Genomic DNA, 25,517 nt, shown 5'->3' with positions numbered 1-25,517 from the left:
GCGGCAGCTTTACGGTGCATGGCGAACCATTGGTTAACCCTGCCCGCCGATTTCCTGAACATCGGGCACACAGTGCCGATTACAGCAAAAACCCGAACAACACGACCTCGATTGATCGTATTGTTCGGGTTTTGTTCAGCGCAGTGCGCTCAGTACATCAGTTCCAGTCGCCGAGACCGTCGCCCGCACTGAGGGTTCCGCCCTGGGTGCCGGTGATGACCACGGCGTCACCGCGGTGCGAGTTCTCCAGGAACCACTTCGCGTCCTCGGTGCTCACGTTGAGGCAGCCGTGGCTGGCGTTGGAATAGCCCTGCTGCGCAACCGACCACGGTGCGGCGTGCACGAAGATGCCGCTGTTGGAGATGCGGGTCGCGTATTCGACCTCGAGCTTGTAGCCCTCGGGATCGGTGACCGGCACGCCGTAGGTGGACGAGTCCATGGTCATCTTCTCGAGCCGCTCACCCACGATGTAGGTGCCGTTGGGGGTCTCGTGGCCGGTCTTGCCGAGCGAGGTCGGCATCTCGCGCACGACTTCACCGTTGATCGTCACGACGATCATCTTGGTGGCGTCGTCGACGGTGGCGACGAACGCGTCACCGATGTGGAACGCGCTGGAGGTGCCACCCGCGACCACGGTCACGTTGGTGTTGGCCGGCCAGAACTCGGTGGGCTTCCAGCGGACCTGCTTGCTCGAGGTCCAGTAGAAGTAGCCGGGCGCGTTGGTGCTCGAGGTGACCTTGATGGCCCGCTCGGCGGCCGCGCGGTCCTCGACCGGCTCCTGGAAGGTGATGATGATCGGCTGCGCGACGCCGACGGTCTCGCCGTCGGCGATGTTGATGTTCGGCGGCGCGAAGGGCGCCTGCTGCGCGGGCTCGTTCACCGCGGGCTGGCTCGAACCGGCGCCGAAGCCCGGCAGAGTCGGCTGAGCCTGCGCGGGCACGGCGATCAACGCGCCGGTCGCTGCGATCGCCGCCGACAGCAGCAGACCCCGGCGGAGCCAGTGCGATTGCCGCATATTTGCCTCGTAGTGCATAGGTTTCTCGTCCATTCCATCTCTCGTTCCGCATGCGGCGGCGCGAGATCTACTCAGTGACGCTCGTTCTCATGTGCCGTAGAGGCCGCAACGGGTCTCTACGGGGTAACGACTTCCCCGACCCTGACCCTCCATTACTACCCGCACCAGGTGACACGGTGCCAGCCGCGCCGAGCGGTGATAACAGGCGCGCAACTATGTGCCGTGGGTCACATAACATGCTGTTATTCATCGGCTTCCGTCAAACGCCGCGCTCACAGCGGCGAGTCGGCGGCGGTGCGTGCGAACAGCGGGGAAACACACCGGTGTGACTCTCAAACGTCACGTGAGGCAGATCACCCGGTGCGTGTGAAGTGGATCGCCCGATCCGGTGCGGTCGCGAGATTGCGGGGCACGGTGCGCGGTCGTCCACCGAGCGCCAGCGCGGGATCCAGGGTCAACCGGACCTCGGTCAGCAGCGTTGCCAGCACGATCCGCAGCTCGTAGTCGGCCAGTGTCGCGCCGATACAGCGCCGGTGACCACCGCCGAACGGCGCGAACTCGAACGGCGTGACGGTGCGGTCGAGGAACCGGTCGGGGTGGAACAGGTGCGGTGCGGGCCAGGTGGACGGTTGGCTGTGCAGGACGCCGACGGCGAGGCCGATGGTGGCGCCCGCCGCCACGTCGACTCCGAGCCAGCGCAGCGGCTCCTTCACCGTGCGCAGCACGATCGGCACCGGTGGATGCAGGCGCAGGGTTTCCTGGCAGACGGCGTCGAGCAGCGGTAGCCGGGCCTGCTCGGCCGGGTCGCCGCCCGCGGTGGGTAGCTCGGTGAGCAGTCGGGCGAGCAGGCCGGGTTCGCGGTGCAGGTGGTAGAGCACCCAGGTGAGAGTGGTCGCGGTGGTTTCGTGGCCCGCGACGAGCAGGGTGCGTAGCTGCTCGCACAGTTCGGCGTCGGTGAGGGTGGTGCCGTCGTCGTAGCGGGTGGCGAGGAGAAGATCGAGCAGGTCACCGTCGGCGGGGCCGGTGCGGCGCCGGCGGGTGATGTCGGCCAGGATCAGCTCGTCGAGCCGCTCCCGAGCCGCGGTGAACCGCTCCCACGGACCGAAACCGCCGATGTCACGGCGCAATACGGGTGCCACCAGGAGCGGGGTGGTGAAGGCGGTGAGGAAATCGGTGACCACGCCGCCGTATTCGGCCGCGCGATCGGAATCGGCGCCGAACACCGCGGCGAGGATGACACGCAAGGTGATGGCGCGCGCGGCCGCGAGCGCATCGATTCGCGTGCCGAGTTGCCAGGGTCCTCGTGGACCACGATGGATCTCGTTCAGTGTCGCATCGCGAATCACCTTGCCCAGCAGTCGCACCCGCGCGCCGTGCAGTGCGGGCGCCAGCAGCGCGCGATCGGTGCGATGGCGCGTCCCCGAACTCAGAATCAGCGACGCGGCCCCGACCATCGGCTCGATCGGATTGGGCCGCGGCGGCTCCAGCAACGCCACCGGCGCCCGGAACAACGCGCGTGCGCCCTCGGCCGTTCCGGTGAACAGCACCGGCGGAAACCCGGGGAACCCGACTGCGAACGGATCACTGCGCGCGGCGCGTCGTCGCAGGTAGCCCTCGAAATCCCGCCCCGCGGCCACGCCGTGCAGCAGGGACAACCGCGGCGCGGTGGGCGCGGGGCTCGGCGAACTCATACCTGGTACTACGTGGCATCTCTTCGAGAGGTTCGATCGCCCCGCACCGTCCCCTGCGCCATCGCCGCCAGCTTGGCCAACCGCGCGTCACCGAGCGCCGTCACGGCCCCGCCCAGCCGATTGGTGACGAACGCGATCGACATCCCCAGATCGGGATCGGCATAGGCACCGGAACCGCCGACACCGTAGTGGCCGAAGGCATGTCGTGGTTGCTGCTTGGTCATCAGTACCGGCCGGTGGTAGCCGAGGGTGAACCGCAGTGGCAGTCCGAGGACATAGTCGCGGCTGCTGGTCTGCTGGGTGCGGTTGATCGTCTCGATCGTCTCCGGGCGCAGGAACCGCACGTCGCCCACCTGCCCACCGTTGGCGAGGGCCCCGTACATCCTGGCCAGCGCCCGCGCCGAGAACACCCCGTTCCAGCCGGGCATCACCGCGTCGTGCACCCGTGGATCGCGGACCAGTTCGTCGAAGCTCTCCGGCATACCCGCCTCGGCCAGACCACGCGCGGGTCGCACCCACGACAGCACCGACGACGCGGTGTTCCAGCGGATCCCCGGTGGCGCCAGATGCGGAAAGATCTTCGCGATCCGATGCCGTTCGCCCGGCGGCACCTGAAACCAGAACTCGTCGATTCCCAAGGGCTGGGCCACTTCTCGGCGCAATACCGCCGTGAACGGATCGCCGGTGACCCGCTGCACGATCTCGGCGACCAACCAGCCGAAAGTGATCGCGTGATAGCCCGAGGTGCGGATGCGGCGCGGGTCGGCGGGGCTCTCGGCGAGGGCGGCCACCACCGCGTCGTAGTCGAGAATGCCCTCGCGACCCGGCACCAGCCCGCGTACGCGATGCAGGCCCGCGCGATGGGACAGCACATCGCGCACGGTGATGTCGTCCTTGCCGTGCGACCCGAACTCCGGCCAGTAGGTGGCCACCGGCTCCTCGTAATCGATGAGCCCGCGCTCGGCCAGCCGATGCAGCACGGTGGCGGCGACACCCTTGCCGGTGGAAAAGGTGAGCGCGATGTTCTCGCCGGTCCAGCGCTGATCCTTGGCCGCCCAGCCCGCCCAGATATCGACGACCGGGCGTCCGTCCAGGTAGATGGCCAGCGCCCCGCCGCCACGACTGGGCTGGGTGAACATCCCGAAGAAATGATCCGCGAGCCGGATGAAGCGCGGATCGACCACCATTTGCCGTGGCGCCGCGAAGTCGTCGACCGGTGCTGACACGATGGATACCTCCTGATACACGCGATCGGGGGCCCCGCGCCGCACACGGCGACCGGAATCCCAAGGGTATCGCAGGGACAGACCCGCCGGTTGGAGTCGACGGGGGTGGCACCGGTGGTGTATTCACAATGGGTGTTTGCAGATTTGCCAATCGGCCGGCTCGTCGGCGCGATCGCCATCACCGTGACCGCGTTCGTCTCGACCGGTTGCGGAGGCACCATCGACGGCCACGCTCAGCCGGCGATCGATGTCGTCCCCGCGACCAGCACCGCGACGCCGACCACCAAGCCGGGCAAGTCGACCACCGGCAAACCCACCGCCAGCAAGCCCGCGCCGACATCGAGCAAGGGCGGCAAGACCGACTTCCAGGCCAACGTCGGCGACTGCGTCGCGCTCGGCGGCACGGTCAACGACGCGACCATCGAGAAGGCCGCGTGCGGTAGCCGTTCGTCGAACTACAAGGTCATCGGCAAGGCCAAGACCAGCAACGGCTGTGTCGGCGACCGCGACAACTTCTACGCCGAGACGCTCAACGGTATCGAGACCGGCGCGCTGTGCCTCGACATCGACTGGGTCGTCGGCGGCTGCATCGACGTGGGCGGCGACGAACCCAAGCGCATCGAGTGCGGCGAGGGCGGGACCGAACCGGTCAAGGTCATCACGATCAACAAGAACTCCGACAGCGTCGACGACTGCCCCGATGCCGCCGATTCCGGCTTCAAGTACGCCGAGCGCCACGTCGTCGTCTGCGTGGAGAGCCTGTAGTCCCGACGAAAGACGTGGGTGGCGGCTAGTTTGGAGTAGTGCCACAGACGGTTCGGCTGAACTCGGCCACGGGCCGGTGGATTCTGCTCGCCACCATCCTCGGCTCGTCGATGGCGTCGCTGGACGCCACCGTCGTCTCCGTCGCGCTGCCGCGGATCGGCGAATCGCTGCACACCGATGTCGCCGGGTTGCAGTGGACCGTGAACGGTTACACGCTCACTCTGGCCTCCTTCATCCTGCTCGGCGGTTCGCTCGGCGACCGGCTCGGCCGTCGGCGCGTCTTCGTCTGGGGCATCGTCGGATTCGCGATCACCTCGCTGCTGTGCGCGGCCGCGGTGAACATCGAGATGCTCGTGGCCGCGCGCTTGCTCCAGGGCGTGGCGGGCGCGTTGCTCACGCCGGGGAGCCTGGCGCTGATCTCGGCGTCGATCGACAAAGGCGATCAGGGCAGTGCGATCGGACTGTGGTCCGGTCTCGGCGGGGTGGCCGGTGCGTTCGGGCCACTGCTCGGTGGCGGCTTGATCGATCTGGTCGGCTGGCGGGCGATCTTCCTGCTCAATGTGCCGCTCGCGCTGGTGGTCGCCGTCGTCACGCTCAAATATGTCCCGGAGAGCCGTGATCCGGAGGCGCCCGCGCGGATCGACATACCGGGCGCGGTGATCGTCGCGCTCGCGCTCGGTGCGCTCACACTGGGACTCATCGATTCCCGGGTGGTGCTGGTGGCGGTCGGGCTGGCCGCGCTGGCGTGTTTCGTACTGGTGGAACTGCGCAGCCCGAATCCGCTGGTACCGCCGTCGCTGTTCCGGTCGCGGGTGTTCACGGTGGCGAACCTGGTGACGTTGCTCGTGTACGCCGCGCTCGGCGGCGTCTTCTTCCTGCTGGTGCTGCAATTGCAGCTGGTGGCCGGGTACTCGCCGATGGCGTCGGGCGCCGCCGGACTGCCCGTCACCCTGCTGATGCTGGTGCTCTCGGCGCCCGCGGGCCGATGGGCGCAACAGCACGGGCCGCGGATTCCGATGACATTCGGTCCGCTGCTGGCCGCGGGCGGGGTGTTCGCGTTGCAGCGGATCGGACCGGGCGCGGACTATCTCACCGATGTGCTGCCCGGCGTATTCGTCTTCGGGCTCGGACTGTCGGTGCTGGTAGCGCCATTGACCGGCGCGGTGCTCGCCGAGGTGCGCGAGGGCGAGGCCGGCATCGCCTCCGGGGTGAACAACGCCGTGGCGCGAACGGCACAGCTACTCGCCGTGGCGGCGTTGCCAGGGCTGGCCGGGTTGTCCGGCGCGTTCGGCGACCCGGTCGCCTTCGCCGCCGGCTTCGACACCGCGATGCGCTGGTGCGCGGTGCTGCTGCTGCTCGGCGGGGGTGTCGCGGCGGTCCTGCTCCGCGTGCCGCGTCAGCCTCCGCAGCCCGAACGCGTCGACTGCCTGCCGCACTGCGCCGGCGCCGACGGACCCGCGCTCGCACCGAAATCGCTTGCCACATAGCAAGAGCGGGCCGCGTGGACAACCACGCGACCCGCTCGACATCCGGGGAGTACGGGCGAGGGACTAGATCGGGTGATACCCCGAACCCACGCCGCCGCGGGCGTTGATGTCGGCCATGATCGAGTTCATGTTCGTCCCGACCTCCGGCCCGAAGCAGGCCAGCGCCAGATAGGCGTTGACCATGCCCACCAGTGTCGAGCCGACGACGACCGGCGCGCCGGAATCGCCCTCGACCACGCACATCTGCGACCAGGTCTCGGTATTGGTCGCGAACACGTCGCCCCAGGTGATGCCGCAGGTATTGCCGGTGGTCCGGCCTTCCTTACAGACGATCGTCGGGAACTGCGCCGGTCCGCCGACGCCGGTGATGGTGACGTTGCCGATCCGGTTGACCGGGATGATCCGGCCCGGCGTGAACTCGATGACCGCGTAGTCGAGTTCGGAGTTGCTGTACACGAAACGGCCGATCTCGCCGTAGCCTCGATCCACCTCGGCGCTGACCGGAGCGCCCGCGTCGCCGCAGTGGCCCGCGGTCAGTCCGACCAGCCTGCCCGCGCCGTCGTGTCCCACCGTGGTGACGGTGCACTCGAACGCGTTGTCGATCACGATGCCGGAGCCGCCGCCGATCACCGGGGGGCCTGCTTGCGCGTTGGCCGCACCGGTGCTCAGCAGAGCTGCACCGAGGGCGAGGGCGAAGGCGGTGTTGGCCACCTTGGCGAGTTTGCTGAACATGTCCCTCCAGATGTCGGAAGTTCGCACAGTATCAATACGGTCTGTCTATCGTGCCTGTATTCGGTCCCGGGCGCGCCTCCGGACCGGTGCGTTTGCCGCCGTGTCGTGCGGGCCTTCCCGAGTGGTTGTCATAGCGATTCCCTATTGCAATCGCGGCGCGGCGCGTCGTTCGTGTTTCTCGCGTGATGTGTTCGGATAATTCGACGAGGACTTCGTTATGAATGACAAAATTCCGCAATATTCCTTTACCGCGACCGCTGGTACTGGGAAACCATGCTGGAAAAGGACTTCGCGGGTAATCCCTGGAATCCCAGAATTACGGGCGGTAGGGTCCGGCATGGCCGGTCTCATAGCCGTTTCGGACAGTGACCTCTATCTATGACAGCGCTCACATGTCGGTGATGTGTTCTGCGCTACTCCGTAGTAAGGTGCGTCAAGCAAACAAGTCGCCGGGGCGTTGAGGGCCCGGCGTCGAGAGGGGTTATGCAGTGCAGTCGACCGAGAGTCCGCCCACACGTTCACGAGTCAGCGAGGCTGTCGACTGGACGAAGGGCCTTTGGGACGACCATCCGAAGAAGTCGCTGGAAACCTTCGGTCGACAGATCACGATGGGTATCGAAGCGATCACGGAGTTGATCGTCGCGATCTTCCGTCGGCGTTTTCCTTTCGACGAGTTCGTCCGGCAGTCCGCGTTCATGGCCAGTGTCGCCGCGGCGCCGACGCTGCTGGTCGCCATCCCGATCGCGGTGATCGTCTCGATCCAGGTCGGCGCGGTCGCGGGCCAGGTCGGTGCCACCTCGTTCATCGGTGCGGCCAACGGGCTCGGCATCATCCAGCAGGGCGCCCCGCTGGTCACCGCGCTGATGATCGCCGGTGCCGTCGGTTCGGCCATCTGCGCCGACCTCGGTTCCCGCACCATCCGTGAAGAGATCGACGCGATGAAGGTCATGGGTGTCGACCCGCTGCGCCGCCTGGTGGCTCCCCGCCTGGGCGCCGCGATGCTGGTCAGCTTCCTGCTCTGCGGCTTCGTCGTCTTCGTCGGCTTCCTCACCGGCTACATGTTCAACATCTTCGCCCAGGGCGGTACGCCCGGCTCCTACATGAGCACCTTCGCCTCGTTCGCGGTCACCCGCGACCTCGCGGTGGCGCTGTTGAAGTCGGTCCTGTTCGGTCTGATCGCCTCGATCATCGCCTGCGACTGCGGCCTGAACGCTCGCGGTGGTCCCGGTGGTGTCGCCAACGCGGTGAACTCCGCGGTGGTCAGCTCCACCGTCATGCTGCTCGGTGTCAACGTGGCGATCACCCAGATCTACGCCGCCGTCTTCCCCCCACAGGTGGTCTGAGCCATGTCATCCACATACGTACCTCCGCTACTGCGACCGATCCGGTCGCTGCAGAAGGCCAGCAAGGCGCCCGGCGACCTGCTCGCCCGCCTCGGCCACCAGGTCTTCTTCTTCCTGCGTTCGGTCGGGTCCATCCCGCTGGCCTTCAAGCAGTACCCGAAGGAGGTCTGGCGTCTGCTCTCCGACGTCACCTGGGGTAACGGCAACATCGTCGTCGGTGGCGGCACCATCGGCGTCATCTTGATCATCAGTGCCTTCGGCGGCATGACGGTGGCCATTCAGGGCCACACCTCGCTGAACCTGCTCGGATTGAGCCCCATCACGGGCGCGATCTCCGCCTTCGCCACCACCCGCGAGCTCGGCCCGCTGCTGGCGGCCCTGGCCTTCGCGGCCCAGGCGGGCTGTCGATTCACCGCACAGCTGGGCGCCATGCGCATCTCCGAGGAGATCGACGCGCTCGAGTCGGTGGCGATTCGCCCGCTGCCCTACCTGGTGAGCACCCGGATGATGGCCGCGGTGATGGCGATCGTGCCGCTGTACGCCCTCGGTTTGACCATGGCCTACCTGGCCTGCTCGGTCACCGTGCAATTGATCGGCGGTACGGCGTCGGGTACCTACTCGCACTACTTCTTCCAATTCCTGGTGCCGACGGACGTGCTCTACTCCCTGCTCAAGGCGATCATCTTCGTCATGATCACGACGTTCATCCAGTGCTACTACGGCTTCTTCGCCTCGGGCGGTCCCGAAGGCGTCGGTGTGGCGGCAGGCCGCGCGATCAAGATGTGCATCATCCTGGTCGTGTTCGCCGACCTCGTCATGACGTTGGCGATCTGGGGCATCAACCCCGGCATCAGGATCTCGGGGTAAGGGCGCGATGATCATCGATCCGAGTGGGCGCGGTCCCACCATGAAGCAGCTGTATGTGGCCGGCGCGGCCGGTCTGATTGTCTTCGGCGTCATCCTGGCTTTCCTCACGGCCCGCTACCAGGGCTACTTCGTTCCCAAGGTCAACGTGGTCGCGAACCTGTCGACCACCGGTGACGGCCTGCCGTCGGACGCCGACGTGAAGTTCCGCGGCGTGCTCGTGGGCGTGGTGAAGAACGTCGAGATCGGCAAGGACGCCGAGCAGAAGGTGAACATCGAGCTCAAGCCCGAGTTCGCCGACGGCATCCCCAACACCGTCACCGCCCGCGTGGTGCCCTCCAACCTGTTCGCGGTCACCTCCGTGGAGCTGGTCTACAACGGTGCGAACAGCCAGCACCTGAAGGAGGGCTCGCAGATCCCCGAGGACCGCAGCCAGGGCACCATCGCGCTGCAGGACACGCTCACCACGGTGCGCGACATCCTCGACGAGGTCGATCCGGTGCAGTTCGGTCGCGTGCTCGGCACGCTCACCCAGGCACTCGACGGCAGCGGCCGGGTCCCCGGCTCGACCATTCAGCGCCTCGACCACTGGCTGACCACGGTCGCCGACGCGGGCCCGAACCTGGGCGGCATGCTGGACAACTTCTCCGACTCCGCGCACGCGCTGAACCAGTCGGCGCCGGAACTGCTCGACGTGCTCGGCTCCTCGGTACAGACCGCGAACACCATCGCCACCAAGCGCGAACAGCTGATCGCGCTGCTGGCCGGTGCGAGCGCCACCACCGACCGGGTGAACGACCTGTTCGCGTCGAATCCCGATGTGGGCAAGGAAGTCACGGTCGGCATGAACGCCACCCTGGGTGCGCTGGCCGCCGACCCCGCGTCGATCACCAGGACCTTCCAGGTCTTCGGTCCCTCGCTGGCCCAGCTCAACACCACCTTCCACGGTGGCCCGAGCGGCAAGCAGATGGTGTGGAACGCCGGCCTGACCTTCACGCCGTACCAGCCCAACACCGTCGCCGACTGCCCGCGCTACGGCGACCTGCTCGGACCGAGCTGCTTCACCGCACCGGCCGAAGCCTCGCTGCCGGCGATCCCGGACAACCTGCGTCCGCGCAGGCTCGACACGGCCGCGGGCCTCCCGCCGCTGGTGTCGATCCCGGGCATGCCCGACATCCCGGGTCTCACCAGTCCCGGTGTGGCGCCGATGCACACAGCCAACGGCACCGAGATCAAGCCGTTCCAGGGCACCCCGCTCGAGGGTCTCGTCCCGTCGATCCAGATTCCGGGCCTGCCCGGTGTGCTGGGCGGTGCGCCCGCTCCCGCGGCCGCTCCGGCCGCGGCGCCCGCTCCGGCGAGCGTGCCCACCGCGACACCGATCTCCTACTCCGGTGACGCGGCGATGACTCAGCTGCTCGGTCGCAAGCCGAACGCGTCCGAATATCTGCTGCTCGGTCCGATTTTGAAGGGCGGAACCCTGCAAGTGTCCGAAAACGGGGGTGGCGCATGAGTATCCGTAAGCCACTGATCGGGTTCAGTATCTTCGCGCTCGTCTCACTGCTCGTCACCGTGGTCGTGTGGAACACACTGGCCCGCACGGTCGACGGTGACACCCGCAAGTACACCGCGATCTTCACCGACGTCCTCGGGCTGCGGCCCGGCGACGATGTCCGGATGGCCGGCGTGCGCGTCGGCAAGGTCGAGGCCATCGAGCTCGACGGCAAGAACGACGCCAAGGTGTCGTTCATCGTGCAGAGCGACCAGACCCTGTTCAACGACACCAAGGCGCTGGTCAGGTACCAGAACCTGATCGGTCAGCGCTACGTGGCGCTGACCCCGGGCGCGACGCCGAGCCCGGAGCCGCTCAAGAGCGGCTCCACCATTCCGCTCGACCGCACCGAGCCCTCGTTCGACATCTCGGCCCTGCTCAACGGTTTCCAGCCGCTGTTCCAGGCGCTCGAGCCCGCCGAGGTCAACGCGATGTCGGAGACCCTGATCCAGGCGCTGCAGGGCGATGGGGTCTCGCTGTCGGCGTTCATCGTTCAGGCGGCCCAGCTGGCCACCGATTTCCAGCGTCGCGACGCGATCCTGTCCGACGTGATCACCAACCTGTCCGGTGTGATGGCCGGGTTGGCGAAGCGAGGGGATGAATTGGAGACCCTGATTACCCAGACCAGGGCATTGATCGGCGGACTCTACGACCAGGGTCAGTCGCTGCAGGCGTCCACGGTCACCCTCGCCGATTCCACGACCGCGCTGGTCGGGATGATGACCAAGATCCAGCCGAAGCTGGCTGCGACCCAGAACTCGACCACCGCGGCACTGAATCTGCTGCTGGCCAACGGTGCCAAGCTCGACCAGGTCGCGATCGACATGCCTTCGATGCTCGCCGACCTCGGCCGGATGACATCGGAAGGCACCCACGCCAACGCCTACCTGTGTGGTCTGGACATCTCGCTGTACGGGGTTCTGTTCCCGCGCGGCCTGGTCAGCCAGATCGGTGGCACCGGCCATTCCGAGGTGTGCAGATGAGCAAGATCAAGTCAGCCTTCGTCGGCAACCGCAACTTCTGGCTGGGGGTGGTCGGTGCGCTGTGCATCGTGCTGCTGCTGGTCGGTTCGAGCATCTTCCAGTTCATCGGGCTCGGAAAACAGTCCATCGACGCCGAATTCGTGCAGGCCGCGGGCATCAAGACCGGCGACAAGGTCGCTGTCTCGGGTGTGCAGGTCGGCACGGTCTCCGGCGCCAAGATCGAGGGCGATCACGTGGTGATCACCCTCGACGTGGACAGCTCGCTGAAGCTCGGTCCCGACGCGCACGCCGCGATCAAGATGGCGACCCTGCTCGGCGCGCGCTACGTCGACCTGCAGCCCGGCGACGGATCGGGTCTGAAGAACAAGACGATCCCGCGCAGCAACACCGACGTGCCGTACAACATCGCCGATGTGGTGCAGGTCGGTACGCCGAAGTTCGAGGCGCTCGACACCAAGAAGCTCGCCGCCTCGCTCAACACCATCAACTCCCAGCTCGGCGATTCGCCGGAGCTGGTCGCCCAGGCGCTCGACAGTGTCGGTGCGGTCGCGAAGGTCGTCGACCAGCGCAAGGGTGAGGTCGACAGTCTGATCAAGGACCTCAACCGGGTCACCCAGCTGCTCGCCGACAACCGCAACTCGATCCTGCTCGTGATCACCCAGGGCGAGGCCATCGCCAACCGGGTGATGGAACGGCAGAGCCTGCTGCGCCAGCTGCTGGACAACGTCGCCACGCTGACCCGTCAGCTGGAGGAGATCGGCGCTCAGAACGGCGACCAGTTCGGTGGCACCATCAGCCAGCTCAACACCATGGCCGAGGGTCTGCAGAAGAACAAGGACAATCTCGACAAGCTGCTGCAGATCGGTCAGCCCACGGCGCGCTACTTCAACAACGCGCTCGGCAACGGTAACTACGGCTCGGTCGCACTGCCGTGGTTGTTCCCGGACAACTGGCTGTGCTTCGTTCAGGTGATCCAGGGGTGCCAAGGATGAAACTGACCAACAGGCTCCGCATCGCGCGGACCATGATGATCGCCACCACCGCGCTGGCCCTCGGCAGCTGCTCGCTGATGCCGAGCCAGTTCGACGACGCGCTCGGCCGCTCGACCAAGATCACCGCCGACTTCGAGAACATCGCCGGCATGTACGAGGGCAACGAGATCATGGTCCTCGGTCTCGCGGTCGGCAAGGTCGACAAGATCGTGCCCAAGGGCACCTACGTCGAGGTCCACATGACCATCGACGCCGGCGTCAAGGTCCCGAAAGACGCGATCGCGGCGATCATTTCGCCCTCGATCGTCACCGATCGCCACATCGAGGTGAGCCCGCCGTTCACCGGCGGTGAGACAATGAAGTCCGGCGATCACCTGCCCAAGGCGCGCACCAGGACCCCGGTCGAGCTGGACACGATGATCAAGACCATCGACCAGTTCGCCGCCTCGCTCAAGCCCGAACCCGGCCAGGAGGGTCTGGGCCCGCTGTCGGGCCGGGTGCTGTACCCGGTGCTCAACGGCAACGGTCAGAAGATCCGCGAAACCCTCGACGCGCTCTCGGGTGCGCTGAAGGTCGGTGTCGACAACAAGGACGCCATCGCCAACATCATCATCAAGCTCAACGAGCTCACGACGATGCTGGCCGACAACGATCAGTCCGTGCGCGACTTCAGCGACCGGGTGACCGCCATGTCGGGGCTGCTCGCCGACCAGGCGCCCGGTCTGCAGGCCACCCTCGACCAGCTCAACCAGTTCCTGAACAACACCTCGACGACCTTCGCCGGGCATCAGGAAGAACTGGCCGCCTCGCTGACCGGCCTGACCACCGTCACCAACCAATTGCGCGCCAACTCCGGTGCGATGGTCGAGATCGTCGACGTGGTGCCGCTGCTCATGCAGAACATCGACGGCGCGATCAACAAGGAAAAGGGCTTCGTCCGCCTGCAGGCGCTGATCGGCACCGCCCTCTCGGGCGAGATCGTCAGCGCGTTCTGTGAGCGGATCCAGATGCGGCCCGATGGTTGCCGCACCACCGGGAACGTCCAGGACTTCGGCCCCGACTACGGGCTCACCGCCGCACTGCTCGGACTGACGAAATGAACCGACGAATGACGATGAAGGCCCGCCGCGCGCTGCTCTCCGCGGCCGCACTGGCCACGGTCACGATCACGACCGGCTGTGGCTTCACTGTAGAGGACCTGCCGCTGCCCAAACCGGGCACCGGCGGCGACACCTACACCCTGCACGCGAAGTTCGAGAACGCGCTGAACCTGCCCGATCAGGCCAAGGTGAAGGTCGGTGGTTCCGATGTCGGCGTCGTGTCGGCGATCACGACCAAGAACTTCGAAGCTCTGATCGACATGGAGATCAACACCGATTTCAAGCTGCCGAAGGGCAGTACGGCGGAGTTGCGCCAGGCCACTCCCCTCGGTGACGTCTTCATCGCGCTGAGCAGCCCGAAGAACGCGGCGGGCGCGCCCGATATGGCCGCGGGCGACACGTTCACCCTGGAAGCCACCTCGGCCGGCGCCACGGTGGAAGAGCTGCTGGTCTCGGTGTCGATGCTGTTCAACGGCGGCGGTGTCGCCAGCCTGAGCCGGCTCGGCACCGAACTCGGCTCGATTCTCAACGGGCACGGCACCGAACTCGGCCATCTGATCTACGAGATGACCGGTGTCATCGGCGAACTGAACGCCAACAGCACCAAGGTCGACTCGGTGCTGACGGAGTTCAACACCCTCGCCAACACCATCGAGGCCAACAAGGGTCAGCTCGGCCAGGTGGCCGACACACTGCCCCAGGCCATCGGCGCGATCGCCGAGAACAACCGGGCGATCGGCGACCTGCTCAGCAAGCTCGCCACGGCCACCGCCGCCATCGGCGACTACTCCAACACCACCGGTGACCAGCTGTCCGAGCTGCTCACCAATCTCGACAACCTGATGAACGCGCTGGCCGCGACCGGCAGCGACTTCGGGTATGTGATGGATCAGTTGCACGCGATCCGACCCGGCGCCAATCAGACGTTCAAGGGCAAGAGCCTGGCGCCGTACGCGACGCTGACCAACCTCGATGTGGGCCTGTTGACCGACCCGGCGAACAGCAAGCTCTGGGACTTGAAAGATGTGAACGATTTCGTCGGCAGCTTCATCCAGGTGCTGCAGATCGTTCAGGGCCGAGTGGGAGGCCACCGATGAGCAGGCTGAAGAAGTTCGCGAGCAGCAAGATCTTGCTGGCGAACAGCGCGCTCGTAGTCGTGCTGTTGCTCGGTGGGTCGTACCTGCTGGTCAACGTGATGCGGGTCAACCCGCTGCGGTCCGAGTACGACGTCACCGTGAACCTGGATCGCTCCGGCGGTCTGCAGCCGGGCAACGACGTGACCATGCGCGGGTTCCGGATCGGCAAGGTCACCTCGATCGAGCTGATCAACGACGGCGAGGCGATCGCCGCCAAGACCCGGATCGACAAGGATTTCAAGATCCCGGTCGACACCATGATCCAGGTGGCGGCGCTCTCGGCCGCGGGCGAGCAGTACATCGACTTCCGTCCGAAGAGCGATGTCGGTCCGTTCCTCCGGGACGGCGCGGTGATCAAGTACAACCCGGAGCAGATCCAGACGCCGGTTCCGGTGTGGGCTGTGCTCGACGACACCAGCGCGCTGATCGCTCAGGTGAATCCGAAGCAGTTCGACGTGATCCTCGACGAGCTCGACATCGCGCTCGGTGCCGGTCCCGATCAGCTGCGCGGCCTGATCAACGGCGTCAGCCTGGTGGTCGCGGGTCTGGACAACCTGCTTCCGCAGACGGTGAACCTCATCGCCAACCTGCGGGTGATCGCCGAGACCACCTCGCACGCCCAGCCCGATCTGCAGACGCTCACCCAGAATTCGGGTGCGTTGCTCACGCAGTTCAACAACGCCAACGCCGAGCTGCAGAGCGTGCTCGACAACGCGCCTGCGCAGTTCGAAACGCTCGGCGCGGTGCTCGACGCGACCGCCGATCCGATCAGTTCGCTGGCGGCCAACTTCGTGGCGATCACCAAGGCCGCGCAGCTGCGTACGCCCGCGCTGCGGCTGCTGTTCCCGTCGCTGGCACTGGGGCTCGGGTCGATCAGCGCTCCGGCGCACGACGGCGAATTCCACACCATCATCGACATCTGGCCGCGCCCGACGTGTAACTACGACACCGCGTACCGGCGCAACGAAGAGGTACAGGACGGCAGCATTCCGAAGTGGAACTACTGCACCAACCCGACCTCTGACCTGCAGATCCGTGGTTCGGCCAACGCCCCGCGGCCGAACGTGCCCAACAACGGCGCGCAGATGCCGCCCGGTGTCGACCCGAACGAGCGGACACCCATTCCCGCCAAGTGAGATGGTGCCCGGCCAGGCTGTTCACAGCTTGACCGGGCATACTCGCGGGGAAGAACGTGTGGCCCGGCTCACGGACCACGATCGGAAATCGGTGCGATATGTGCGCCGGGAAAGAGCAGGATTGATTCGATGACCAGCGACGATGCCCAGAGTAAGTCCGATGCTGCCGCAGCAGACAAGCCCGATCTGGCGAAGGCCGACGACACTGTGAAGGGTGCGGCGGCGACTCCCGAGGTCGATCAGCCGACTGTGCAGGCACAGACCGTGACCGAGGCGCCGGCTCCGGCCGCTGCCCCGAGCGCGGCATCGAGCTCGAAGGGCTGGATCGCCGCAGGTGTGGCCGGTGTGGTCGCGGTCGGCGCGATCACCGCGGGCGTGGTGTTCTTCCTGCAGAACAGCAACAAGGCCGAGAAGCTCGACGCGATCGCCGAGTCCACCAAGGCCGCCTGTGATTACGGCGCCATCCTGGCCAACTACGACTACTCCAAGGATCTCGACGGCTACATCGCGTCGATGAAGGCGGGCGCCACCGGCGACTACCTCAAGGAGTTCAGCGACGCCAGCGATGCGCTCAAGGGCGCCATGGTGCAGGCCCAGGTCAAGTCGACCGGTGAAGACGTGCAGTGCGCCTACATCTCGGGCAGCACCGACGATGTCAAGGCCATGGTCACCATGACCCAGTACCGCACCAACTTCACCCAGACCCAGCCCGACCGGATGATGTTCGCGATCGAGATGAGCCTCGAGCACTCGGGCGACAAGTGGCTGGTCAGCAAGCTGGACTCGCCGTTGCTCAAGAACGGCGGCGGCGAGGCCGCCGGTGGTACAGCGCCCGGTCAGGCCGTTCCGTCTCCGGCTCCCGCGCCTGTCCCGACACCCGGGAACTGAGCGCACAGGAAACCGAGCCAATCGAAACGCCGCGGGCAGATTCATCGCCCGCGGCGTTTCGCTGTGCGGTCCCACTCCGGTCGCACCGCACCTAGAACAGGGTCAGAGTCCCTGCTACCGGCACTTCAGCTGCGACCGACTTCCCTGTGGAGACCGAGTTCGTGGGGACAGGCGCCGCGGGTTCCCGGCGCCGAATCCTTGCCGGTTCCGGCGCGACCGGGGCCGACTCGCGGCCGAGAGCCGGGTTCTCGCGGACAGCTCGTGCCGCTTCGCCCGCCAGTTTGTCGGCTTGTTCGTTGAAGTAGTTGCCCACGTGGCCGCGCACCCAGCGGAACCGCACCGGTCCTTCGCGGCCGGTGATGGCCCGGTCGATCTGCTTGATGATCTCGACGTTCTTCACCGCGCCGCCGGTGGAGGTGCGCCAGCCGTTGCGTCGCCAGCTGGTGATCCATTCCGAGGCGCACTTGATGGCGTACTGGGAGTCGCTCTCGATGAGCATCGGTTCGGCGCCGGGGTGGGCGAGGATGGCTTCCAGTACCCCGCGCAGTTCGGCGATCTGGTTGGTGCCGCTGGCCGCGCCACCACTGTCGGCGGGCCCGGAATGATTCACCCATGCCCAGCCGATGGCACCACCGGGATTGCGCAGGCAGGACCCGTCGGTGCTCACGATGATCATGACCGCCACCCTAGGCGATGCGGCCGACAAGATCGGTACCGTGGAATGCCTCTATCTCCCTTCGCAACCGCGATTCCGTTCGGCGCAGTGCCGATTTCGCGGCCGCGTCGACGAGGCCGTGGCACAGGCGGCCGAACATGCCGCGTGGTGGTGGATAGTCGGCTTCGGAGGTCAGCACCGACCGTTCGTAGCCGAGTGGATCGAATCGCAGGGTAACGGTTCCGTATACCCGCCCACGCAGGGTATACCCGATGACGGCATTGCGCCGATATTCGGTGATCTCCACCGATGAACGCAGCGGGATCACTCCGAACAACCGGACTTTCACCGCGAACGCGGCGCCCAAGCCCTGATCCGGTTCGCCCAGCGGCGCGACGTCGGTGACGCCGACCAGCCACTGCGGCGCGTGGCGGAAATCCTCGGTGTAGGCGAAGGCGGCATCGACCGGTGCGCCGACGTCACTCGCAAACCTGATGTGGCCCATCGGCCCTCCCTGCTCCGGATGGGTTTCCTCGCCCACGCGTACAGGAGCCAAAAGTACTACAAATCTCCTCTTTATTTAGCGGAATGGAGTTGTTCGACCAGGTATTCCGCAATCGGCATCGCCGACGTGGCGGCCGGGGACGGTGCGTTGAGCACGTGGATGGAGCGCGGCGTGCGTTCGATGAGGAAGTCGTGCACCAGCGTGCCGTCACGCAGCACCGCCTGGGCCCGGATGCCCGCACGGTGCGGGAGCAGGTCGTCGGTGCTGAGTTCGGGGCAATATTTGCGGCATTCGGCGAGGTAGCCGCGCTTGAACACCGAATTGCGGAGCTCGCGGATCCCGGTGGCGAGATGGTCGCGGGCCACCCGGCGCACGCCGGCGAAACCCAGCACGTCGATGGCGTCACGTCGGTTCACGCTGCCCTTGCGATACCCCTCCCGCGACAACCCGAGCACCGCGTTGGGGCCGACGGTGAGTTCGCCGTCGATGGTGGGACTCAGGTGCACGCCGAGGAACGGCAGCGCGGGGTCGGGCACCGGATAGATCAGCGTGCGTACCAGATCCGATCGCTCGGCGGGGAGCCGGTAGTACTCGCCACGGAACGGAACGATCCGAAAGTCCGTTTCTATCCCGGCCTTTCGTGCCATCCGGTCGGCCTGCAGGCCCGCGCACACGATCAGGGTGCCCGCGGTGACCGAACCACCCGGACCCGAAACCGTGACGGCGGAGACACTCTCGGTGATCGCCTCGACTGCGGTGCCGAGCAGAATCTTGCCGCCCATCGACTCGACCTCGGCGGCGAGCGCGGCGGTGACCAACGTGTAGTCGATGATGCCGGTGGCGGGCACGAACAGCGCGCCGACCCCGGCGATCCGTGGTTCGCGCCGCCGCAGTTCGGCCGCGTCGATCGCCTCGACCTCCACGCCGTTGGCGATCGAACGCTCGTACAGCGCCAGCATCCGCGCGTGTTCGGCGGAATCGGTGGCTACCAGCAACTTTCCGCATTCACGGAACGGAATGTCGTGGGCCGCGGCGAATTCCTTCGTCCATCGCGCACCGGCCCGGCACAGCCGTGCCTTCAAACTGTCCGGGGGGTAATAGATCCCGGAGTGGATGACGCCGCTGTTGTGCCCGGTCTGATGCGCGCCGAGCGTGTCTTCCTTCTCGATGAGCACCAGGCTCGCCTCGGGATACTGGGTCAGCAACCGATGCGCGGTGGCCACGCCGACGATGCCGCCGCCGACCACACAGAAGTCGTACGCACCGTTCGAGGTGCCGCGAGGAGTCACACGCCGACGGTAGTCGGCAGTTCCCCGGTCGCGGATCGCGGTGCCTCGGCGTCGCCCTCGTCTTCGGACGATTCCGCGGTGGTGCCGGGGGTCTCGGCCGGTTCGGTGCCTGCACCCTCGACCCGCAACGTGTGGCTGCCGAGGCCGGGATCCGACAGCACGAAAACCAACTCGCCACGGCGCGCGTCGAATTCGGTGTGCAGCGCGGTGACCGCGGCCGGATCCACCGCCAGGCCGAGGTATTTCGCCGCCACCGTGACGAGGTTGGTGTCGACGGTGAACGCCACGGTATCGCTGCGCGGCGGCGTCACCTGCGCGCCGACATAGGTGCCGCCGATCCCGACCCGCCCGGTCAGCGGTGAATTACCCGGTCGCGCACCGACTCCGGACTGCTGCGCGGTGATCGGCGTGCGCGTGGCGGCGGGGTCGGAGCGCTCGGTGGACAGCGTCGGCGCGCCGAAGGACATGGCCAGCTCCACACCGCCGACGCGGGGTGCGGAGTCCTCGATCGAGAAGGGGCGGTGGTGGCCGGGATTCGGCGTCGCGGCCGGTCCCGCGAATTCGGTGGGCGGCGGTGCCAGTTCCGGCATGTGATTGACGATGTAGGCGCCCGCGGCCACGGTGAGGCAGAGGCTGGCGGCGCCGGAGAAGATGATCGCGGACAGGCGCACGATCTGAGCAGGCCGATGTGCGGTCACGATGCGGTTCCCTCCTGTGGCTGTGGGTATACCCGAGTAGAGCGGGCCCGCATCGTTGAAAGCCACGTGCTGATACCTACGGTACCGAGTACCGCGCGCGGTGAGCGCCTCCCACGGCTGAGATCAGAGCCACATCCGAAACGGCGCCGTATCAGTCCTAGTCGGGGCGGGTTTTCGGCTGGGCAAGTGTTTCTCACACCCGGTATCGGGTATCTGAAGGGAGCAGGCGAGCGTCATTCACGACTGCCACGGTGGTCACCCCCGGCCAACGAAGTCCGGGGCAGTCGGCACGAATGGCGCTCTGGGAAGGCGCTCGCCTGTTCTCATGCTGACTTTCAGGCGAACTGGCCTGCGTGGCGGCCTGGTCCGGGCGGGCCGGCGAAGGCCTGGGCGATGCCGAGCCAGTGGTCGGCGTCCGGGCCCTCGGTGGTCAGGGCGGTGTCTTCGCGGTGGCGGCGCTGGGTCGCCACGAGGCAGAAATCGATGGCGGGGCCGGTTACGCGCTGAGGTGCGTCTTCGGGGCCCCAGGTCCACAGAGTGCCGTCGGGGGCGGTCAGTTCCACGCGGAATTCATCGGTGGGGCCGGATTCGCCGTTGACCAGGTAGGCGTAGTTCCTGGCGCGGACGCTGATGTGGGCCACCGTGCGCAGGCGGGCGGTGGGGACGCGGGTGACGTCGAGCGCGTCGGCGACGTCCTGCCCGTGGGCCCAGGTTTCCATGATGCGGGCCGAGATCATCGACGCGGCGCTCATCGGCGGGCCGAACCACGGCAGCTTGGTGCCCGCGGGGACGGCGGCCAGCGCGGCGATCAACTGCTCGCGTCCGGCCCGCCAGCGAACCAGCAGGTCGGCGGGTGGGGTCTGGGCGATTTCCTCGGCGCCGTCGTCGACGATGGTCAGGCCGCGCGGGGCCGCTTCGGCGAGGAAGGCCGCGAAGCCCTCGGCGTCGGTGGCGGCGATCAGCGATACCTCGTCGGTCCAGGTCAGGTGGGCGATCTGGGTGGCGATGTCCCAGCGTGGCGCGGGTGTCGGCGTCTGCCACTGCTCGGGGGTCAGCGGTGCGACCAGGTTTTCCAGATCCGCGCATTCGGCGGCGTAATCGTCGAGCAGCGCTGCGAGGTCAGCCATGGAGTTCCCTTGCCGATCATGGCGCGACCCGGTGCCGGTGCGCCGTCGTCACCAAGAGTCGCAGCGACCGTCAAAAAATGCAAGCACGCGTGCTTGTTATTACCAGCCGAAGGTCAGCAGGTGGAGCGCGCCGACACCGATGCCCAGCGCCCCACCGTGCAGATACAGCAACCACGCGTCCTGTTCGACCGACGCGTAGAACATCTCCATGAACTCGCCGGGCGTCAATGTCCGCAGCTTGCGCGCCGCGAAGTCATCGATCTTCTTCGCCTGTTCCAGCACGAACTGCTCGTCCTCGATCATCGTGCGCGCCGAAACCAGCCCGGCGCCCGCGCCCGAGACCGCCAGATTCTCGAACTGTTTCTTGCCGAGTGCGGCTCGCACCATGAACGCGGTCGCGCCGAGCTGCTTGTGGATCTCCTCCGACACCACCCGCTCGATGAGCTGACGCGTCTTGTCCCCGTTCGGCCCTTCCAAGAGCTCGACGGAGAGGTTCTCCACGGTCAGCACCTGGTACGCCAGGATGTGGGCGAGGTCGGTGGCGGCCTGGGGCTGACGCTTGGCCAGCAGCGCCTGACGCCACAGATACTTGTAGCGCGGCTGCGGATCGCCGGGTTCGAACACCATCTTGATCGCGATCACGTTCACCGTCACGCCGATCATGGCCGACGCGAACAGCACGATCACCCAGGCCGGGATCGCGCCGAAGTACGGGATCTTCGAGTGCACATGCAGGTAGAGCGCCAGAATCAAGCCGAAGGGCGCGCCGAGCAGACCGATCCGCGCCATGAACTTGAGTTCGGGCGCGGCGATGGTGGTGGTCAGGTCCTTCAGGATGGCCGGGTTCTTCTCCAGGTACCGGATCACGAAGTTCTTCACGTCGAGCAGCTGGTCGATATTGTCGCCGAGGCTCTCGAACGCCCGCCGGCACAGCGCGGGCAGCTGCCGGTCGACCCGCTGGTAGATGGCCTGTTTCACGGGTCTGGGCAGCGAGCGCCACAGATCGGGGTTCTCCCGGTACATGATCTCGTCGACGATCGGCTGCACCTGATCGCGCGCCCGTTCGGCGAGATAGTCGCCGATCCCGTCGAGATCGAGTTCATGGATGAAGTCGCGTGGGCTGCCGATCCGCAACAGCGCCGAATCGACGCAGATGCTCGCCATCTTCTCCGCGCGTGCCGGGATGAAGCCCTGGAAGCCGAGCATGCGCCCGTCACCGGAAAACGTGGGCAGCACCTGCACGCGCCGGGGTAGGTACGGGTACAGCACGTGCAGCATCGGCACCCGGAAGCCCTTGAAGTACAGCGGCCAGAACAGCATCAGCACGCCGGTCCAGTTGGTGAGCCAACCGGCCAGCGCGCTGAAGATCGGGAAACTGATCAGCTCGACGACGAATTTCGACTGCCCCGTCAGCTCTTCCCAATCGATGAAGAGTCCGGAGGCCAGTGTGGTCATCGAGGAGCCCCCTAGTGCTGACGCGCGAAATACGTGAAGAACGTGAGGATAACAGCATGTCTGGGCACCCGATGGGGCCAGACACCGCCCTTCTCGGGCGTCCTCGGTTCAGGCCACGAATGCGGCGTGAACGTCGGTTTCCGCTTCTCCCGGGTCGGTTACACCGACACCCGAAGGGTATCGGTCAGCGCCTTCCCGTCGGCGGACTTTTGGTAACCCGGCCTCTTGCTCGGGGGGTCCGGGGATCGTGGAGCGTCTTGGTGAATCGTGGGCCAGCAAGCAAGGTTGATCGCCGCGTTGTGGTCACGGTCGGCACGAAACCCACACCCGCAGATAAACACTCGATCGGCCAACTTCAGGGCGGGATTGATTGTCGCGCAGGCCGAGCACCGCTTACTCGACGGGTACCAACGATCCGCGGTGGCCGTGCCGCTACGCCATGCCTGTTTGTAGATCAAAAGTCGGGCGAAGTCGGCCCACCCGACATCGCTGATGCGGCCCGGGTCGCGAGGGGAGTCAACGCGAGGCGTGCGTGGGACAACCGCGCTGTCGCACGTCGGAGCTAGGCTGGCATGGCTGTTGTCTGCGTCACTGAGTTCTTCCCCCGTCGCCTGTGCAGAGGGAGTCGCTGTGAGCAATGTTCCGAAGAATCATTTCGAGCGTCCGGTCGCGGTGATCGGTGGTGGCACCTTGGGTAGAAGGATCGCCCTGATGTTCGCCACCAGGGGCGGTGAGGTCCGCATCATCGATCCCGATGGCGAGGTCGGCAACGCGGCCGTGGCTTTCGTGGAGAAACAGCTGCCCGAGGTGGCCGATACGGTGCCCGACGGTAAGCCGGGCACCGCGGAGTATGTGCCCGATCAGGCGATCGGCGTGAAGGGCGCGTGGCTGGTGGTCGAGGCGGTGCCGGAGATCCTCGACCTGAAGAAGAAGGTCTTCGCCCAGCTCGACGCCGATGCCGATGCCGACGCGATCGTCGCCTCGAACTCGTCGTCGTACGCGAGCCGGTTGTTCACCGAGGGTTTGACGACCAACGACCGGATGCTCAACACCCACTTCTATATGCCGCCGCAGTCGACGGTGCTCGATGTGATGTCGGACGGTCAGACCTCGCAGGACGTCCTCGACTTCGTCCTGAAGACCTTCCCGGAGTACGGCCTGCACCCGTACCTGGTGCGCAAGGAGTCGACCGGCTTCATCTTCAACCGCATCTGGGCCGCCATCAAGCGCGAGTCGCTCGAGGTGGTGCACGAGGGTGTGTCGATTCCCCATGATGTCGACGAGATGTTCATGCGGAATTTCGGCACCAAGGCGGGCCCGTTCCGGATGATGGACCAGGTGGGTCTGGATGTGGTGCTCGATATCGAGGAGCACTACGAGCAGGAGAACCCGAACCTGCCGAAGGGCCCGGTCGAGCTGCTCAAGAAATATGTCGACGCGGGCAAACTCGGGGTGAAGACGGGTGCGGGTTTCTACGACGACTACCCGAAGCCGAAGCAGGGCTGAGCCCCATGACCGAGATAGTCGCTCTAGATCTCGAAGCAGCTGCGATGCATGCTATTTCGCTCGACGGCAAACACGTGCGCACCGTGGTCGACGGCCTCGATCGTTTTCCCGACGGTGTCGTCGTCGACAAATTGCGTGGCCATATCTATTGGACCAACATGGGCACCCCCGACGCGCGTCCGGAGCCGGGCGTCGAACCGGAGTTCTTCTCCCGCAACGGTTCCATCGAACGGGTCGACCTCGACGGCGGCAACCGCACCACGATCGTCCCGATCGGCGCCTTCACCACCGGCAAACAGCTCGCCGCCGATGTCGAAGGGGGCAGGCTGTATTGGTGTGATCGCGAGGGCATGCAGGTTCTCACCTGTGATCTGAACGGTGACGACCTGCACGCCCTCGTGGTGACCGGCGAGGGCGATGCCGATGCCTCCCTCCCGCGCAACTGGTGCGTCGGCATCTGCCTCGACCTCGACCGCCGCCTGCTCTACTGGACGCAGAAGGGCGCGGCCAAGGGCGGCGAGGGCCGGATCTTCCGCACTCGGATGGATCTGCCCCCCGGCGCGGATCCTGCCGCCCGCACCGATATCGAGCTGCTCTGGGAGAACCTGCCCGAGCCGATCGATGTCGAACTCCACGGTCTCGGCGATCTCGTCTGGACCGACCGCGGTGCCGCCCCCCGCGGCAACGCGCTGTACGAGGCCAAGGTCCAGCCGGAGGTCGGGACCCCGGCGATCATCTCCACCGGCTACCGCGAGGCGATCGGCGTCACCGGTTTCGATTCCCGCTTCTATGTGAGCGATCTCGGCGGCACGATCCGCCTGGTCGACATCGGCACCGGTACCGATACCGACCTGGTCCGCATCGGCAGCCCGCTCACCGGTATCGCCCTGGCCGACCTGTAGCGCCGCGGTTACCCCGCGCCGGCGGGAACCCCCCACCGCAGCACGGCTTGCACGGCGAGGCCGACACACCGGCCGACCGGCATCCGGCTGCCCACCATGATCAGGTTCATGACTCGTCCGCCCTGGCGTAGATGGCGGCTCGGTCGCGGTGGGTGAGCACCGGGCAGATCTCCACCCGGTCGGGGCCGGGCAGCAGGGCGGGGTCCTCCCCCGGCAGCAGTTCGGTGGCCAGGATCGCCTCGCGCACCGCGTGCAGGGCGTCCTCGGTCTCGGCGATGCCGATCACCATGCCGGAGCCGTCGGCGCGCCGCAGTTCGTAGAAGTCGAGCAGCCCAGGCACTCCCGCGACGGCGGGCTCGATGCGATTGGCGTTGGCGAAGTCGACGGCGGCGAGTTCGGTCGCCGTGCGTGGCTGGTCGAACCAGATGACGTGTGCGTACATGATTTCATCTCCTGAACTGGGGGAATCGGAT

25 protein-coding genes are annotated in these 25,517 nt (G+C 66.5%); 13 read left to right on the top strand and 12 right to left on the bottom strand.

Going from position 1 to position 25,517, the window contains the following annotated elements; all coding sequences use genetic code 11:
- Positions 1-157: 157 nt before the first annotated feature.
- The 3 genes from ACFQ9R_RS06755 to ACFQ9R_RS06745 all read right to left on the bottom strand — a co-directional run bounded on the left by ACFQ9R_RS06755 (position 158) and on the right by ACFQ9R_RS06745 (position 3,893).
- Positions 158-1,048, bottom strand: a complete 891-nt coding sequence (locus tag ACFQ9R_RS06755) for a L,D-transpeptidase (protein ID WP_378989345.1) — start codon at positions 1,046-1,048, stop codon at positions 158-160.
- A 320-nt stretch (positions 1,049-1,368) separates the two neighbouring features.
- On the bottom strand, positions 1,369-2,706 hold the full coding sequence (locus ACFQ9R_RS06750; protein WP_378989344.1) for a cytochrome P450: 1,338 nt from the start codon (positions 2,704-2,706) through the stop codon (positions 1,369-1,371).
- A gap of 8 nt (positions 2,707-2,714) precedes the next feature.
- Entirely contained in the window at positions 2,715-3,893 is a 1,179-nt protein-coding gene (locus ACFQ9R_RS06745; RefSeq protein WP_378989545.1) for a serine hydrolase domain-containing protein, read from the bottom strand.
- A gap of 171 nt (positions 3,894-4,064) precedes the next feature.
- Here ACFQ9R_RS06745 and ACFQ9R_RS06740 point away from each other — a divergent pair, with 171 nt between their 5' ends.
- The gene (locus tag ACFQ9R_RS06740; protein WP_378989343.1) at positions 4,065-4,697 is read left to right on the top strand and encodes a hypothetical protein; all 633 of its coding nucleotides are present in this window, start codon (positions 4,065-4,067) and stop codon (positions 4,695-4,697) included.
- Between the two features lie 38 nt (positions 4,698-4,735).
- Complete coding sequence (locus ACFQ9R_RS06735; RefSeq protein WP_378989342.1) at positions 4,736-6,184, top strand: MFS transporter; 1,449 nt, start codon at positions 4,736-4,738, stop codon at positions 6,182-6,184.
- Positions 6,185-6,247: 63 nt separating this feature from the next.
- Here ACFQ9R_RS06735 and ACFQ9R_RS06730 read toward each other — a convergent pair whose 3' ends face one another.
- On the bottom strand, positions 6,248-6,916 hold the full coding sequence (locus ACFQ9R_RS06730) for a S1 family peptidase (RefSeq protein WP_378989341.1): 669 nt from the start codon (positions 6,914-6,916) through the stop codon (positions 6,248-6,250).
- Between the two features lie 488 nt (positions 6,917-7,404).
- Here ACFQ9R_RS06730 and ACFQ9R_RS06725 point away from each other — a divergent pair, with 488 nt between their 5' ends.
- From ACFQ9R_RS06725 to ACFQ9R_RS06685, 9 genes are all read left to right on the top strand, one after another.
- A complete protein-coding gene (locus ACFQ9R_RS06725) occupies positions 7,405-8,259 on the top strand; it encodes an ABC transporter permease (protein WP_266294734.1) in 855 nt (284 codons plus the stop codon).
- Positions 8,260-8,262: 3 nt separating this feature from the next.
- A complete protein-coding gene (locus tag ACFQ9R_RS06720; protein WP_378989340.1) occupies positions 8,263-9,126 on the top strand; it encodes an MlaE family ABC transporter permease in 864 nt (287 codons plus the stop codon).
- Between the two features lie 7 nt (positions 9,127-9,133).
- Positions 9,134-10,633, top strand: coding sequence for an MlaD family protein (locus ACFQ9R_RS06715; RefSeq protein WP_378989339.1), 1,500 nt, complete (start codon positions 9,134-9,136; stop codon positions 10,631-10,633).
- The gene (locus ACFQ9R_RS06710) at positions 10,630-11,655 is read left to right on the top strand and encodes an MCE family protein (protein ID WP_378989338.1); all 1,026 of its coding nucleotides are present in this window, start codon (positions 10,630-10,632) and stop codon (positions 11,653-11,655) included. The genes ACFQ9R_RS06715 and ACFQ9R_RS06710 overlap by 4 nt, the downstream gene beginning before the upstream one ends.
- A complete protein-coding gene (locus ACFQ9R_RS06705; protein ID WP_378989337.1) occupies positions 11,652-12,647 on the top strand; it encodes an MCE family protein in 996 nt (331 codons plus the stop codon). Before ACFQ9R_RS06710 ends, ACFQ9R_RS06705 begins: the two co-directional genes overlap by 4 nt.
- Positions 12,644-13,747 carry an MCE family protein gene (locus ACFQ9R_RS06700; protein WP_378989335.1) on the top strand — a complete coding sequence of 368 codons (1,104 nt, stop codon included), beginning with the start codon at positions 12,644-12,646 and terminating at the stop codon, positions 13,745-13,747. The genes ACFQ9R_RS06705 and ACFQ9R_RS06700 overlap by 4 nt, the downstream gene beginning before the upstream one ends.
- An 8-nt stretch (positions 13,748-13,755) precedes the next feature.
- Positions 13,756-14,844 (top strand): MCE family protein, encoded by a 1,089-nt coding sequence (locus ACFQ9R_RS06695; RefSeq protein WP_378989334.1) that lies wholly within the window; start codon positions 13,756-13,758, stop codon positions 14,842-14,844.
- Positions 14,841-16,019 (top strand): MlaD family protein, encoded by a 1,179-nt coding sequence (locus ACFQ9R_RS06690; RefSeq protein ID WP_378989332.1) that lies wholly within the window; start codon positions 14,841-14,843, stop codon positions 16,017-16,019. Before ACFQ9R_RS06695 ends, ACFQ9R_RS06690 begins: the two co-directional genes overlap by 4 nt.
- Before the next feature lie 129 nt (positions 16,020-16,148).
- Positions 16,149-16,907, top strand: a complete 759-nt coding sequence (locus tag ACFQ9R_RS06685) for a hypothetical protein (protein ID WP_378989331.1) — start codon at positions 16,149-16,151, stop codon at positions 16,905-16,907.
- 91 nt (positions 16,908-16,998) lie between these two features.
- On the opposite strand, the gene ACFQ9R_RS06680 is transcribed toward ACFQ9R_RS06685, so the two are convergent.
- From ACFQ9R_RS06680 to ACFQ9R_RS06650, 7 genes are all read right to left on the bottom strand, one after another.
- Entirely contained in the window at positions 16,999-17,583 is a 585-nt protein-coding gene (locus ACFQ9R_RS06680) for a ribonuclease H (RefSeq protein ID WP_378989330.1), read from the bottom strand.
- Positions 17,584-17,593: 10 nt separating this feature from the next.
- A complete protein-coding gene (locus ACFQ9R_RS06675) occupies positions 17,594-18,067 on the bottom strand; it encodes an SRPBCC family protein (protein ID WP_378989329.1) in 474 nt (157 codons plus the stop codon).
- Positions 18,068-18,138: 71 nt separating this feature from the next.
- Positions 18,139-19,356 (bottom strand): L-2-hydroxyglutarate oxidase, encoded by a 1,218-nt coding sequence (lhgO, locus tag ACFQ9R_RS06670; RefSeq protein WP_378989328.1) that lies wholly within the window; start codon positions 19,354-19,356, stop codon positions 18,139-18,141.
- Complete coding sequence (locus tag ACFQ9R_RS06665; RefSeq protein WP_378989327.1) at positions 19,353-20,054, bottom strand: hypothetical protein; 702 nt, start codon at positions 20,052-20,054, stop codon at positions 19,353-19,355. Before ACFQ9R_RS06665 ends, lhgO begins: the two co-directional genes overlap by 4 nt.
- 335 nt (positions 20,055-20,389) lie before the next feature.
- On the bottom strand, positions 20,390-21,181 hold the full coding sequence (locus ACFQ9R_RS06660; RefSeq protein WP_378989326.1) for a TIGR03084 family metal-binding protein: 792 nt from the start codon (positions 21,179-21,181) through the stop codon (positions 20,390-20,392).
- A 99-nt stretch (positions 21,182-21,280) separates the two neighbouring features.
- A complete protein-coding gene (locus tag ACFQ9R_RS06655) occupies positions 21,281-22,636 on the bottom strand; it encodes a hypothetical protein (protein ID WP_378653593.1) in 1,356 nt (451 codons plus the stop codon).
- A 158-nt stretch (positions 22,637-22,794) separates the two neighbouring features.
- The gene (locus tag ACFQ9R_RS06650) at positions 22,795-23,274 is read right to left on the bottom strand and encodes a zinc ribbon domain-containing protein (RefSeq protein WP_378989324.1); all 480 of its coding nucleotides are present in this window, start codon (positions 23,272-23,274) and stop codon (positions 22,795-22,797) included.
- Between ACFQ9R_RS06650 and ACFQ9R_RS06645 the strand changes: the two genes are divergently transcribed.
- Positions 23,267-24,142 (top strand): 3-hydroxyacyl-CoA dehydrogenase family protein, encoded by an 876-nt coding sequence (locus ACFQ9R_RS06645; RefSeq protein WP_378989322.1) that lies wholly within the window; start codon positions 23,267-23,269, stop codon positions 24,140-24,142. The genes ACFQ9R_RS06650 and ACFQ9R_RS06645 overlap by 8 nt on opposite strands.
- 44 nt (positions 24,143-24,186) lie before the next feature.
- On the top strand, positions 24,187-25,044 hold the full coding sequence (locus ACFQ9R_RS06640) for a hypothetical protein (RefSeq protein ID WP_378989321.1): 858 nt from the start codon (positions 24,187-24,189) through the stop codon (positions 25,042-25,044).
- A gap of 106 nt (positions 25,045-25,150) precedes the next feature.
- Here the strand turns inward: ACFQ9R_RS06640 and ACFQ9R_RS06635 are convergent, their stop codons facing one another.
- Positions 25,151-25,486 carry a hypothetical protein gene (locus ACFQ9R_RS06635; protein ID WP_378989320.1) on the bottom strand — a complete coding sequence of 112 codons (336 nt, stop codon included), beginning with the start codon at positions 25,484-25,486 and terminating at the stop codon, positions 25,151-25,153.
- Positions 25,487-25,517: the final 31 nt, after the last annotated feature.

The organism is Nocardia sp. NPDC056541 (assembly GCF_042794235.1).
GTDB lineage: Bacteria > Actinomycetota > Actinomycetes > Mycobacteriales > Mycobacteriaceae > Nocardia.
Note: the sequence above shows the minus strand (reverse complement) of the source record. Positions and strands in the feature narration are given on the sequence as shown.